The following is a 13,299-nucleotide window of genomic DNA, read 5'->3' on the forward strand; positions in this document are numbered from 1 at the left end:
GGAGCAGGTAGTGACAGACACCGCCCATACGCCGTCCGCAGGTGCCGCCGACGGCGCGGCTTTTCCTCTGGCGTCCCGGCACGAGCATTCCCGTACCGGGATGTCGGCCGACGCGCTGCGGCGCGCCATCTCGGACCACTTGATGTACTCCATCGGCCGCCCGGCCGCCGCGGTGACGCCGGCGCACTACTACAAAGCGCTGTCGCTGGCGGTGCGCGACCGGATGCAGCAACGCTGGATGGCCACCACCCAGGACTGGCTCGACCTGTCGAACAAGGTGACCTGCTACCTGTCGGCGGAGTTCCTGATGGGTCCCCAGCTCGGCAACAACCTGCTCAACCTGGGCCTGGAAGCCGAGGCCCGCGCCGCGCTGGCCGAGCTGGGCCAGGACCTCGATGAGGTCATCGACTGCGAGGAGGAGCCGGGTCTGGGCAACGGTGGCCTCGGCCGGCTGGCCGCCTGCTATCTGGACTCGATGGCCACGCTGGAGCGCCCGTCGATCGGTTACGGGATCCGGTATGAGTTCGGCATCTTCGATCAAGAGATCCACGACGGCTGGCAGGCCGAGAAGACCGACAACTGGCTGGTCAGCGGTAACCCATGGGAGATCGACAAGCCGGATGCCAGCTATTTCGTCTGCTGGGGCGGCAAGACCGAGCAGTACACCGACATCGCCGGCAATCTGCGGGTGCGCTGGATCCCGCGCCGGGTGCTGCAGGGCGTCTCCTACGACACCCCCATCCAGGGCTACGGCGTCAACACGTGCAACACCCTGACGCTGTGGAGCGCGCGATCGGTCACGCAGTTCGCGCTCGAGGCATTCAACACCGGCGACTTCTACAAGGCCGTCGAGGACGAGGTGCTCTCCGAGAAGGTCTCGAAGGTGCTCTATCCGAACGACGAGCCCGAGGCCGGCAAGCGTCTGCGGTTGCAGCAGCAGTACTTCTTCGTCACCTGCTCGCTGCAGGACATCATCCGCATCCACACCGAACGGGTGGGCCTGCCGCTGTCGGCGTTGCCGGACAAGTGGGCCATCCAGCTCAACGACACCCATCCGTCGATCGCCGTCGCCGAGTTGATGCGCCTGCTCATCGACGAGCACCACATGAGCTGGGACGAGGCCTGGGAGATCACGGTCGCCACCTTCGGCTACACCAACCACACACTGCTGCCCGAGGCGCTGGAGACGTGGTCGCTGGGATTGTTCGGTGACTGCCTGCCGCGCCACCTCGAACTGATCTACGAGATCAACGACCGGTTCCTCGACGAGGTGCGCGCCAGGTTCCCCGGCGACGACGACCGGGTGCGCCGGATGTCACTGATCGGCGAGGACGGCGGCAAGACGGTACGGATGGCCCACCTGGCCACGGTGGGCAGCCACGCCGTCAACGGTGTCGCAGCGCTGCACTCGGAGCTGCTGAAGGAAAGCGTGCTCAAGGACTTCTACGAAATGTGGCCGGAGCGGTTCGGCAACGTCACCAACGGCGTGACGCCGCGTCGCTTCCTGGCCCTGTCCAATCCCGGCTTGCGCCAGCTGCTCGACCAGACCATCGGTGCGGGCTGGCTCACCGATCTGTACAAGTTACGTGAGCTCGAGGCCCACGTCGACGATCCCGCATTCCGGGAGCGTTGGCGAGAAGTCAAGCGTGCCAACAAGTCCCGTCTTGCCGAGTACGTGCACACGGCAACCGGTATCGAGCTGGACCCGACATGGATGTTCGACATCCAGGTCAAGCGCATCCACGAGTACAAGCGTCAGCACCTCAACGCGTTGCACATCATCACGCAGTATCTGCGGCTCAAGACCATCCCCGGCTACACGATGCCGCCGCGCGCATTCATCTTCGGCGGCAAGGCCGCCCCGGGGTATTTCCTGGCCAAGCGGATCATCAAGCTGATCACCGCCATCGGTGACGTGGTCAATGCCGACCCCGAGGTGAACCGCTTCATGAAGGTGGTGTTCCTGCCGAACTTCAACGTGCAGAACGCTCATCTCATCTACCCCGCGGCCAACCTGTCCGAGCAGATCTCGACTGCCGGCAAGGAGGCCTCCGGCACCGGCAACATGAAGTTCATGATCAACGGCGCCCTCACCATCGGCACCCTCGACGGGGCCAACGTCGAGATCCGCGAGGAAGCCGGGGCGGAGAACTTCTTCCTGTTCGGGCTGACCGAGGACGAGGTGCAGGCCGTCAAGGCCAACGGGTACCGGCCGCTGGACTACGTGGAGCGGGATCCGGAGTTGGCGGCCGTGCTCGAACTCATCCGCGAGGGCGCTTTCACCCACGGCGACCCGCAGATCCTTGCACCGCTGCTGGATTCGCTGATCCACCACGACCCGTTCCTGGTGTTGGCCGACTACCGCGCGTATGTCGACTGCCAGGATCGGGTCAGCGCCGCGTGGCTCGACGGCGACACCTGGGCGCGGATGTCGATCCTGAACTCGGCGCGCAGCGGCAAGTTCTCGTCGGACCGGGCGATCGCCGAATACTGCGATGAGATCTGGAACGTCGGCCCCATGACCGTGGAGATCTGAGGGCCGCGCCCCGGCGTAGGCCTGAGCAACCGGATCCTAGACGGCCACCGCGTACCCACGACTGACCGCGACGCCGGCGAGCAGCTCCCGTAGCTGCCGCCGGCCGCGGTGCAGCCGGGACATCACGGTACCCAGCGGGGTGTTCATGATCTCGGCGATCTCCTTGTAGGGGAAGCCCTCGACGTCGGCGTAATACACCGCCATCCGGAACTCCTCCGGCAACGCCTGGAGGGCGTCGCTGATCTCGGTGTCGGGCACCTTCTCCAGCGCCTCCACCTCGGCCGAACGCAGCAGCGTCGACGCCGGCGCCGAACTCGATCCCAGCCATTCGGTGAAGTCGTCGCAGGCGTATTCGCTCGGCCTGCGCTGCCTCTTGCGGTAACCGTTGATGTAGGTGTTGGTCAGGATCCGGTACAGCCAGGCCCGCAGATTGGTGCCCACCTGGAATGTCTGGAAACCGGTGTACGCCTTGAGCATGGTGTCCTGCACCAGGTCTTCGGCGTCACCGGGGTTGCGGGTCATCCGCAGCGCCCCGCCGTAGAGCTGATCCAGCAGCGGCAGCGCATCGCGTTCGAAACGCGCGGCCAATTCGATGTCGGTGCCGTGCCGGTCGAGTGTGGCCTCGAGTTGGTGTGTCACGCTGGCTCCCGTCTCCGCGACTAGCTGATGTGTCCATCCTCTGGTGTTGCGCAGCCGGAATCTGCGGTGCTGACCCGACAACTTCCCGGGGGTTTTCCCTACTGGTTACAGCACGGTCCGAATCGGTGCGGGGACGGCGGCGATCTCGGCGAGCACCTCGAGGTTGTGTCGGACATCGCGGCTCTCCCGCGCCGCGATCATGGCGATGGCGACGCGGACCACTCCGGTGAGACTGGGCGGGTCGTAGACCAGACGTCCTTGTCCGGCGATCTTGCGGTCGCGGGCAAAGATGGTCACCGGTCGTGCGAAAGCCGGTTCGGCGGTGAGCAATTCCGCGAATCGCCACGCACTGTCGCGCAGCTGGCGGACGCCGGCGTTGATGGCGAAGATCTCGTGCTCCATGAGGACGGCCGCGATATCGGCCAGCGCGGGGGAAAGTTCATGGACATCGGCGAGTAACCCGTTGATCTGGCTGGCCAGCACCGCGTTGATCGTGTTGAAGTCCTCATGCAGGTCTGCCGTGGGCTCCGACAGCTGGTGGGCGACGATCCCCAGATCCAGACCGATGTGCGCATTCACACCGGCGAGCATGTGCTGCACCAGGATCGGGTCGTCGCGGCCCGCAGCGTCGAAGGTGACCTGCCATGACCGGGTGGGGCGACTGTGGTCGCGTGGATGGAACAGTCCGTTGAGGGCGTCGAAGTACCGGGTCGCGAAGGCGACGTCGAACCGTTCCATGCGTGGGCCGTCGTGGAAGGCGCCGTTGTCGATCGCCTGGCCCACCGCCACCGTGATGCGCTTGTAGAGCGCCGCGAAGTAACCCAGCTGACTCGACGCTCTCAGTGACCAGTCGAGGACATCATCGAGCACCTCGATCACCTCGGCGATCGTGGTGACTTCAGGTATCGGCAGAGGTACTGCGATACCTCCGGCGACAGACTTCTCCGGCATCGCGCCCCCCGACAATCGACTGGACCGATCGTCGCATCGCGGCGCGCGCGGAACGCAGGTAGCGGACTACCTCATTCGCCGGGCTCGGCTTCTCAGCCGCCTCGTACCTCGCCGGCATCGGCGCCTTCGGGGCCGTCTGCTCGGCTTCTCAGCCGCCTCGTACCTCGCCGGCATCGGCGCCTTCGGGGCCGTCTGCTCGGCTTCTCAGCCGCCTCGTACCTCGCCGGCATCGGCGCCTTCGGCTAACTTCGTCGCTGCGAAGTCCGCCGCCTGCACCACCATGCCGTCGGAGATGTAGCGACCGTGAGCACCGATGTCGCCGCCCTCGGAGCACACGAAGTCGTTCGGCACACACAGTTCGATGGTCTTGGGCTGGTACAGCGGGCCGACGCTCACCGACGGCTGCTTGATCATGTTCATGAACCGGTCCGACGGGGTGCCCAGCAGCGCCACCGCGGCCACGTGGTCGGCGACATCAGCGGGCATGGGCTGGGGAACCTCGGACAGTGACACACCGTCGGGCACGATCTCGTTGGTCACGAAACCCATCACCGCAGCGCCCTGCGAGAAGCCGCCGAGCACCATCTGGGTGTCGGGGCAGTTCTGCGCGATCTCCTGGACATGTGTGCTGGCGTCGATGACGCCTTGCACGCCCGTCGGGAAGTCCGGACTGGCGGGATAGTCGACGGGATACACCCCCACCGACTTGTCGCCGACGCGAGCGCGCAGATCGTCGACGAAGGCCTGCCCCATGGCACCCAGGCCCGGGGGCTCGGTGGTGCCGCGTGCGAAGACCACCTGGACATCGGGGCAGCCCGGGGGCAGCGCAGCAGCCACCGGCACCGGGGCCGGGGCCGGAGCTGGGGCTGGGGCTTCGGGGGCGGGAACCGGCGCGGGCGCAGGGGCGGCCTGCGGGGCGGGCACGGGAACCGGTACCACCTCAGGAGCGGGACCGGGTGCCGGCCCGAGCGGAACGGGTACCGGTACAGGTACCGGAGCGGGAGCCGGGGCCGGGGCGGGTTCAGCGGCCGCGGACGGGATCCCCAGCGGGACGAACGCCAACGAAGCCGACGTCAACAACGCGACGCTGCACACACGTGTTAGATGACCTGACAATCCCATACATCGATGGTGACACAAGTACTCCCGAGACGCCGATCCACGGTCGGGTGTCGCGGCCTTACCGTTGGCAACAATCCGGTGGGTCGCCGCCATGGCAAACGGTCACCGTGATGTCATCGACGCGCATACCTCCCCCATTCCCACCCTTTCGGCGGTGCACCGCCGGGCAGCAGCACGGCGACACCCGATTCCTGCACCGAGACGAATATTCGGCTCTAGCAACGATTTACCCCGCTGCGCGTGCCCTCGACAGCTCGCCGCACCGGAAATTGACGTTTTCGTAGGGGCCGCAGGGGTAACCCTCAGTGCGGACGAGGAGGTCAAGTCATGCCTAGTTGGGGTTGGATTCTTATCGCGGCACTGATCGTCATCGTGGCGGTCGCCGCCGTCTTCGCCGCCCGCAAATCGCGCAACAGCAAGCAAAGCGACAGATTGAAGCAGCATTACGGCCCCGAGTATGACCGGGCCGTCCAACAGACGGGTGATCCGCGCTCGGCCGAAGCCGAGCTCGTCGCCCGCGAACGCAAGCGCAAGAAACTCGACATCGTGGCCCTGTCGCCCCAGGCACAGGCGATGTACGTCGAGCAATGGCGCTTGGTGCAGACCAGTTTCGTGGACAACCCGGCGAGTGCGCTCAAAGACGCCGACCTACTGGTCAATCAGGTGATGCGCGAACGCGGTTATCCGATCGATGATTTCGAGCAACGCGCGGCGGACATCTCGGTCGACCACCCCGGTGTGGTCGAGGATTACCGCGCCGCGCACGGCATCTTCCTGTCGCAGCAACGAGGCCAGATCGGCACCGAAACGCAGCGCGAGGCCTTTGTCCACTACCGCGCGCTGTTCGAGAAGTTGTTGGGATCCGAACACGGCACGCCTAAGGAGGCACGAGCATGACCGCACCACGTCAGTACACCGATCCGATCGACCCGAATACCGGAACCGCTGACCAACAGGGTTACGCAGCACAGGAATTCAACGCCGGTCAGGTCGACCCCGCCGGTGAGCGCCAGGTTGATCCCGCCACCGAGCGCCACGGCGACCCGACCGCGGATCGCCAGTACGACCCCAACGCGGGTCGGCAGGTTGATCCGTCGGCTCAGCAGGGCACATCCACACCTGCGGCCGCACAGTCATCGGTCTCCGATACCCCGATGAGTGACTCGCTGTTCGGCGAAAACGACCTCTCCGAGTTGCGGTCCCGCTGGAACGACGTGCAGGCGGAGTTCGTCGACGACCCGCGCGCCTGCGTGCAGAAAGCCGACAGCCTGGTGTCCTCGGCGGTGGAGCAACTCACCGCCAGCTTCAGCCAGACCCGGTCCCGGCTGGAAGATCAGTGGTCTCGCGGTGAGGAGGCCTCCACCGAGGACCTTCGTATCGCCTTGAAGCACTACCGCGACTTCTTCGATCGCATCCTCGCGGTGTAGTCGCCACAATTCAAAAGCACTCAGGCACACATCCCGATCGGGTGTGTGCCTGAGTGCTGCCGGGGTCCGTTCAGCGGACGTTGACGTAGACGGTGGTGGTGTTCACGGGGCCGGAGTTGCGGTCGGATTGAGCGCCGTAACCGCCTTCGTTGCCGGCGTTGGTGTCCGTCGTGGTGAAGGTGGGGCCCCGGCCGACGGAGACGACGTTGGCTTCGGCCAGTGGGCTCTGCGACAGCCGGTTGACGACCACCTTGTAACCCTGGTCCTCGAGGCTCGCGATGGTGTCCTGCGCATTGCCGGCCCCCGTGGGGGCGGCGAACGCGGGGGCGGCCAAGCCGAGGACACCGGCGGTCAGCGCGGTGGCGGTGACGGTGGCGAATCCGAACTTCTTCATGATCGTGGCTCTCTCTGTGAGTACTGATTTGCGAATCGTGGCTCGCAGAGAGGGTCTGTGGGTCGCGGTTCGTGCTGTTCTGATCGCTACAACCGCCCACGTCAGGGCTTCATTTCCGCTGGCAGGGATTGACCGGCGGGTGGCAGGAAGTAGTCGTTCGGACCGCGCTGAGCGACTAGCTTTCCGTGGCCAGCCACCATTGAGTCCGGCTGCGCGCCACCACGGCCCCGCGGTGGACCACCACCCGGTCGGCCGGCGCGTTGGCGATCACGTCGGGCACACTGCTGCCCCGCACCGCCAGCAACTCGGCCCGCGCCCCCACCCGCGGTCCCGCCTCCGGCAACCCCAGGACCGTGCGGGCGCCGTCGGTGACCATGTGCAGGGCGACATCGGGGTGTACGTGCCCGGCGATCACGCTCAGCATGGCCGTTTCCAGTGCGTCGCTGCGGCCCAAGGGGTTGAACGGGTCGCGCACATTGTCGGCGCCGGCCGCCACCGGGATACCCGCGCGGCGCAGTGCCGCGATGGCGGTGATGCCGCGCGGTGTGGCCGAGTGGCTGTCTCGCCCTTGGAGGTAGAGGTTGGTGATCGGATTGGCGATGACCCCGATTCCTGCGTCGGCGATCTGGGGCAGCAGCCGGTCGAGTTCGTCTGGCGCCATGGTGCCCAGCCGCGTGCAGTGGCTGGCGGTCCGGACGCGGCCGGCGGGCCAGGCGCCGGCGCGCTTGGCGTAGTCGGCGATCGTGTGGTGGTCACCGAAGAGGAACTCGTCGGTGTGCAGGTCGGTACCCACGCCGCGGTCTTCGGCCACCCCGAGCAGCCGGTCCAGTTCGCCGGTGGGGTCTGGGGCGTTGTGTGGTGACCCGCCCACCAGATCGGCCCCGGCGTCCAGTGCGGCGTGCAGCAATTCGGCTCCCGAGTAGGCCTTGATCAGGGCGACGATCTCGATGCTCATCAGCCCAGCCAGTTCTCGGCGCACGGCATCGACGGCCCGGATACCGCGCAGTGGGTCCTCGCCCATCAGGATGTCGACGTGGGTGCGTACGGCGGTGGTGCCGTTGCGCAGCAGCGCCAACGCGGCCTGGCGTGCCCGCCGCCGGAACGAGTCCTCGTCGAAACGCAGCGAGCCCTCCTTCCACGTGGCGATGGCGTCTGACAAGTCGCCCAGCTGGGGTTTCAGGGCATCCCAGGACAACGCCTTGTCCAGGTGCGCGTGCGGTTCGGCCGCTGCGGTGAACAGGAGATACCCACGAAGATCCAGCCCGCCGCGTTCTGCCGGATCCGCGGGTGCGACGGACGTGACGACGGCATCGGCGCCGTCGCGCTCGATGCGGACGTCCACCACCGAGCCGTCGGACAGCGTGGCGCCGCGCAGCAGCGAAACAGGTTGCGCCTCAATCGGTGTCATGACTCAGCTTCGCCGCGTCCGCACGTACAGCCCCGCCACGTGGGCGCAGGCCGCCGAGCGGGCTCCGTTCGCGTCGCCGGCTTCGATGGCAGCCACGATGCGTTCGTGCTCGCCGACGGCCAGGCGCCGATTCAGTTCGCATGCCCACATGTCCGACCGGTACAGATGCGCCTGTCCGTCGAGGCGGGCCAGCGCATCCGACAGCGGCCGGTTGCGGGCGGTGTCACGAATCAGGGTGTGGAAGTCCAGATCCAGCTTCGCGTCACGATGCCGGTCCGGTGCCTCGTCCAGCAGTTCACGCTGCACCTGCACCATCTTGCGCAGCTGCTCGACGGTGGCGCGGGTGGCGATCAGCGTGGCGGTGTGCGCCGCCAGCCCGTCGAGCACTTCCCGGACCTCGAAGACCGCCTTCACCGCGTCGTCATCCAGAAGGGTCACCCGCGCACCGGCATTGCGGGTATGCGTGGCCAGCCCCTCGTAGATGAGTTGCTGCACCGCTTCGCGGACCGGGGTTCGGCTGACGTTGAGCCGGGCGGCCAGTGCGGGTACGGACAGGGGGCTGCCGGGCAGCAGCTCGCCGGTGAAGATCATCTCCTGCAGCGAGCGGTGCACCGACTCGGTGAGCAGAGCACCATCCGAGGCCGTCATGTTCGAGCGTTCTCCTTACTTCGCCGCTGCCGATACCCGTGCCGCTTCCCGCAGCACCGCCTGCGGTGCCACCCCGGCACGCAGCCCCGCCACCTTCATCGCGATGTTCTCGGCCACCGTAATCGGTTCATACCCCGTCTCCCCGTCGGCGAGAGTGCCCGGCAGCGCCTCGAGCACCGCGTCGTAATTGCCGTCGAAGAAGAACGCCGCCGACCGGCGGCGCTGGATGCGTCCGTCGCACACGGGCGGGTCGACCCGGTGCACGGTGGACATCCAACGGTCGTTGGTCCAGCGGGCCATCGCGTCACCGAGATTGATCAGCAGTGCTCCGTCGGCGGGCTGCACATCGTGCCACACCCCGGCGCGGTCGAGCACCTGCAGACCCGGCACCTGATCGGCCCACAGGATGGTCAGGATGCCGAAATCGGTGTGCGCGCCCATGCCCTGCAGCTCCCCCGCGACCGCGGTGTCCCCTTCGGGCAGGGCGAAGTTGTTCATCTTCAGCACCTCGATCGAATGGTCGATCATCGAGTCGAAGTAGCCCGCCGGGAGGTTCAGTGCATCGGTGAACGCCACCATCAGGATGCGGGCCAGGCGCTGCGCCTCGGCGAAGTACGTTTCGATCCGCGGCCGGAAGCCCGGTGCAGCCTCGGGCCAATTGTTGTGGGCATAGCTGTTTTCGGGCAGATGCAGGGCAGGGAACCGCCCAGCGAACTCGGCGGCCTCGGTGCCCACGGTGAACGCCTCGTAGTAGTCGTTCATCAGGTTGGTCGTGACACCCAGGCTCATGCTCAGCGACTCGCTCTTGGGTGGCGAATAGCCGCGGTTGGCCGACGGGTCGCGGCGGTAGCCGTTCTTGACGGACAGCGGCAGGCCGAAGAACTCGTCGAGAGCGTCGGCCAACCCGGCCAGCGCGCCGGTGTCGATCCCGTGGCCGACGATCTGGATGAAACCGACCTCCCGGCAGGCCTTGTCCAGCGCGGCGGCCACCTGCGCGCAGTCGGGATCCGAGGCCGCGTCGCCACCGGCGACGTAACGGCTCACGTCGAGCACGGGGACGTGGAAAGCGGTGTCTTCGGTCACGTGGTTGTCTCCGTTCACAGTTGTTGTCCCGACTCATGCCAGCGACCGACTGCCAGCCGCGTCACCCAGCCCATGGCCGCAAAAACCAGCACCCCGAACAACGAGGCCAGCACGATCGCGGCGATCAGGTCTTCGGACTGCAGCCTGCCTCGGTAGACGTCGAGCAGTGTCCCGATCCCGGGCTGGCCCTTGGCGAAGAACATGTCGCCGATGATCGCGCCCACCACCACCAGACCTGCTGCGGTGCGCACACCGGTCAGGATCGCCGGAAGGGCCGCGCGCAGTTCGAGTTTGATCAACCGGTCCCACCGCGAGGCCCCGGAGATGGTGAACAGCTCGTGCATACCGCGGTCCACCGACCGGATGCCGAAGTGTGTGTTGGTGATGATCGGGAACACCGCGATCAAGACGCACACCAGCGTGCGCGCGGCCATACCGTAGCCCAGCCACAAACCGATGAGCGGAACGATCGCGAGGATGGGAATCACCTGGATCACCACCGCGTACGGGTAGATGATCTTCTCGAGCCAACGCGCCTGGCACATCAGCACACCGGTGGCTACGCCGGCGACCACGGCGACCAGGAACCCGACCAGGGTCACCTGCGCGGTGACCGAGAGCGCGGCCAGCATCGGCTGCAGGTGCGCCCAGTCCATCAGCGAGTTACGCAGTACGTCGACGGGCGGGGGCAGCATGAATCGCCGATGGGGTTCGAGCACCAGGTAACTGACGGCCGACCAGACCGCCAGGCCGGCCGCCAAAGACAGCACCGGGTATCCGACCGCTGACCTGAACCGTATGCGGCGCTTGGGTTCTCCCGCTTCGGCAGCCTGCGGGGAATTGCGGGCGAACAATCGAACGGGCCGCTCCAGAACCGTCATGCCGTCCTCCCGTGCAGTAACGCCGTCACATCAGCCACATAGTCGGTGAACCGCGCCTGGAAACGCAGCTCTTCTGAACGGGGATAAGGGAAGTCGACGTCGATGACGCCGGCGATCCGGCCGGGACGCGCCGTCATGACCACCACCCGGCTGGCCAGATAGACAGCCTCGGAGACCGAATGGGTGACGAACATCGCCGTGAATCCCCGCTCGGCGTAGAGACGCTGCAGTTCGACCTGCATGTCGAGCCGGGTCATCTCATCGAGCGCCCCGAACGGCTCGTCGAGCAGCAGGATTTCCGGCGACAACGTGAGCGCGCGCGCCAGCGACACCCGCATCTTCATGCCGCCCGAGAGTGTCTTGGGTAGGTGATCGGCGAACTGCTCCAGGCCCACCGCGGAAATCGCCTCCGCGGCACGACGTTTCGTTTCCGCCCGGTTGCCCCGGCTGAGTTCGGCGCACAGTTCGACGTTGGCCCGCACCGACCGCCAGGGCAGCAGGGTGGGCTCCTGGAAGATGAAGCCGACCGACGAGGTGTCCACACGGACCTGCCCCGAGCTGGGTGACTCCAGCCCCGCCGCCATCCGGAGCAAGGTCGATTTCCCGCACCCGGAGGGACCGACGACGGCAACGAATTCACCGGCGTGCAGGGTCAGGTCGGCGTGCTCGACGGCCGTGGTGCCGGTGTCGAATCGTTTTGTCACGTCCGTGAACTCGATCTGAGCTCGGGCGTCGGCGAGTAACGACGAACTCGTGGACGGGGCCGTATCCACTGGCGCTCCTGACGACTTGGGTTACATGCAGTAGTTGAGCACTTGGCTGTGACCCAGCCTCGATTACATGTATTACAGCGATGTTTCCCATCGTGAACCCTGAGTAAGTAAATCGGGGTCAACCCCAGGAAACTGCGACCATCCGAGCGATATAGGACATCATTTACACCGTTGCAACAGTCACCGTGGTTGCATGTAATCGCGGATTCCGTTGGCCCGTGGCCGGGATCGTTTCCACCCCACATTACCGAGGAGCAGTCATGTCCCCATCGATTCTGCGGAAGGTAGCGGCCGTCAGCTGCGCCGCTGCCACCCTGTCCGCCTGTGCCTACAGCAGTGAGCAGGCCCCCGAGGAGACCACCATCGAGGCGGCCGCCGACGCCCAGTCACTGGCTGGAGTCTGCCCCGCCAACGTGGGCATCCAGCTGCAGTGGCAGCCGCAGTCGGACATGGGTGCGGTGTTCGGGATGCTCGGCCCCGGCTATGAGGTGAACACCGACGAGAAGTCGGTGACCGGGCCGCTGGTGGCCGGCGGCCTGGACACCGGCGTCGACCTGACCCTCAAAGCCGGCGGACCCGCGATCGGGTTCCAGTCCGTCCCGTCGCAGCTCTACGTCGACGACTCCCTGGTCATGGGCATCGTGCACGGCGACCAGTTGATCGCCGCGGCCGCCGACCAGCCCGTCATCGGTGTGACCCCGCTGCTCAAATACAGCCCGGCCATCCTGATGTGGGATCCGGCCAGCCACCCCGACTGGCAGACCGTCGCCGACATCGGCAAGACCGACGCCACGGTGGTGGTGTCCAAGGACCAGATCTACCCGCAGTGGATGGTCGGCAAGGGCATGCTCGCGCAGTCGCAGATCGACACCAGCTACGACGGCGCACCCGCCCGCTTCGTCGGCGACCCGACCATCGTCCAGCAGGGCTTCGCGAACTCCGAGCCCTACACCTACGAGCACGACACCCCGTCCTGGAACAAGCCGGTGGGCTGGGGCCTGATCAAGGACGTGGGCTACGACATCTACGCCTCCAACATGTCGGTCCGGGCCGACAAGCTCGAAGAACTCGCACCCTGCCTGGAGAAATTGGTGCCGATCATCCAGCAGGCCGGGGTCGACTACGCCGCCTCGCCAGAGCCCGTCAACAAGGTGATCGTCGACGTCATCTCCCAGGACGACACCTACTCGCCGTACTCCGAAGGCGAAGCCGCGTTCAGCGCGGACCTGCTGGTCGAGAAGGGTCTGCTGGCCGCCGAGGACAACGGTTCGTTCGGCGTTTACGACCCCGCGCGCACCAACCGCAATGTCGAAGACCTGCGGGCCGTGCTGGCGGCCACCGGCAACGTCGTCCCGGCGGACATGACCGGAGAGACCCTGTTCATCAACCGGTTCAGCGATCCGTCGATCGCCACCAACTGAGTAAGGACACATGAGC

General features: G+C 66.4%; 13 protein-coding genes. 4 read left to right on the forward strand and 9 right to left on the reverse strand.

The genetic code is table 11. The annotated features are described in order from the left end of the window. Positions 1–100 precede the first annotated feature (100 nt). Complete coding sequence (locus NL241_RS22335; protein WP_494398365.1) at positions 101–2,536, forward strand: glycogen/starch/alpha-glucan phosphorylase; 2,436 nt, start codon at positions 101–103, stop codon at positions 2,534–2,536. 36 nt (positions 2,537–2,572) lie between these two features. Here NL241_RS22335 and NL241_RS22340 read toward each other — a convergent pair whose 3' ends face one another. The 3 genes from NL241_RS22340 to NL241_RS22350 all read right to left on the reverse strand — a co-directional run bounded on the left by NL241_RS22340 (position 2,573) and on the right by NL241_RS22350 (position 4,969). Then, entirely contained in the window at positions 2,573–3,175 is a 603-nt protein-coding gene (locus NL241_RS22340; RefSeq protein WP_487687756.1) for a sigma-70 family RNA polymerase sigma factor, read from the reverse strand. 105 nt (positions 3,176–3,280) lie between these two features. Continuing rightward, on the reverse strand, positions 3,281–4,126 hold the full coding sequence (locus tag NL241_RS22345) for a DUF5995 family protein (protein ID WP_494395062.1): 846 nt from the start codon (positions 4,124–4,126) through the stop codon (positions 3,281–3,283). Positions 4,127–4,330: 204 nt separating this feature from the next. Continuing rightward, the gene (locus NL241_RS22350; protein ID WP_487688138.1) at positions 4,331–4,969 is read right to left on the reverse strand and encodes a cutinase family protein; all 639 of its coding nucleotides are present in this window, start codon (positions 4,967–4,969) and stop codon (positions 4,331–4,333) included. A gap of 606 nt (positions 4,970–5,575) precedes the next feature. On the opposite strand from NL241_RS22350, the gene NL241_RS22355 reads away from it, so the two are divergent. Both NL241_RS22355 and NL241_RS22360 read left to right on the forward strand, forming a co-directional pair. After that, the gene (locus tag NL241_RS22355; RefSeq protein WP_494395063.1) at positions 5,576–6,145 is read left to right on the forward strand and encodes a hypothetical protein; all 570 of its coding nucleotides are present in this window, start codon (positions 5,576–5,578) and stop codon (positions 6,143–6,145) included. Continuing rightward, on the forward strand, positions 6,142–6,675 hold the full coding sequence (locus tag NL241_RS22360; protein WP_494395064.1) for a hypothetical protein: 534 nt from the start codon (positions 6,142–6,144) through the stop codon (positions 6,673–6,675). Before NL241_RS22355 ends, NL241_RS22360 begins: the two co-directional genes overlap by 4 nt. 70 nt (positions 6,676–6,745) lie before the next feature. Here NL241_RS22360 and NL241_RS22365 read toward each other — a convergent pair whose 3' ends face one another. The 6 genes from NL241_RS22365 to NL241_RS22390 all read right to left on the reverse strand — a co-directional run bounded on the left by NL241_RS22365 (position 6,746) and on the right by NL241_RS22390 (position 11,862). Continuing rightward, positions 6,746–7,069 carry a hypothetical protein gene (locus tag NL241_RS22365; protein ID WP_494395065.1) on the reverse strand — a complete coding sequence of 108 codons (324 nt, stop codon included), beginning with the start codon at positions 7,067–7,069 and terminating at the stop codon, positions 6,746–6,748. Between the two features lie 175 nt (positions 7,070–7,244). Then, entirely contained in the window at positions 7,245–8,477 is a 1,233-nt protein-coding gene (locus tag NL241_RS22370) for an amidohydrolase family protein (protein ID WP_494395066.1), read from the reverse strand. Between the two features lie 3 nt (positions 8,478–8,480). Continuing rightward, positions 8,481–9,125: a GntR family transcriptional regulator gene (locus tag NL241_RS22375; RefSeq protein WP_487687741.1), complete on the reverse strand. Its 645-nt coding sequence runs from the start codon at positions 9,123–9,125 to the stop codon at positions 8,481–8,483. Positions 9,126–9,140: 15 nt separating this feature from the next. Then, positions 9,141–10,208: an isopenicillin N synthase family dioxygenase gene (locus NL241_RS22380; RefSeq protein WP_494395067.1), complete on the reverse strand. Its 1,068-nt coding sequence runs from the start codon at positions 10,206–10,208 to the stop codon at positions 9,141–9,143. 14 nt (positions 10,209–10,222) lie between these two features. Next, positions 10,223–11,089: an ABC transporter permease gene (locus tag NL241_RS22385; protein ID WP_494395068.1), complete on the reverse strand. Its 867-nt coding sequence runs from the start codon at positions 11,087–11,089 to the stop codon at positions 10,223–10,225. Next, complete coding sequence (locus NL241_RS22390; RefSeq protein WP_494395069.1) at positions 11,086–11,862, reverse strand: ABC transporter ATP-binding protein; 777 nt, start codon at positions 11,860–11,862, stop codon at positions 11,086–11,088. Before NL241_RS22390 ends, NL241_RS22385 begins: the two co-directional genes overlap by 4 nt. Before the next feature lie 260 nt (positions 11,863–12,122). Here NL241_RS22390 and NL241_RS22395 point away from each other — a divergent pair, with 260 nt between their 5' ends. Then, positions 12,123–13,283: a nitrate ABC transporter substrate-binding protein gene (locus tag NL241_RS22395; RefSeq protein WP_494395070.1), complete on the forward strand. Its 1,161-nt coding sequence runs from the start codon at positions 12,123–12,125 to the stop codon at positions 13,281–13,283. Positions 13,284–13,299: the final 16 nt, after the last annotated feature.

This window comes from Mycolicibacterium sp. SMGY-1XX, assembly GCF_059132455.1.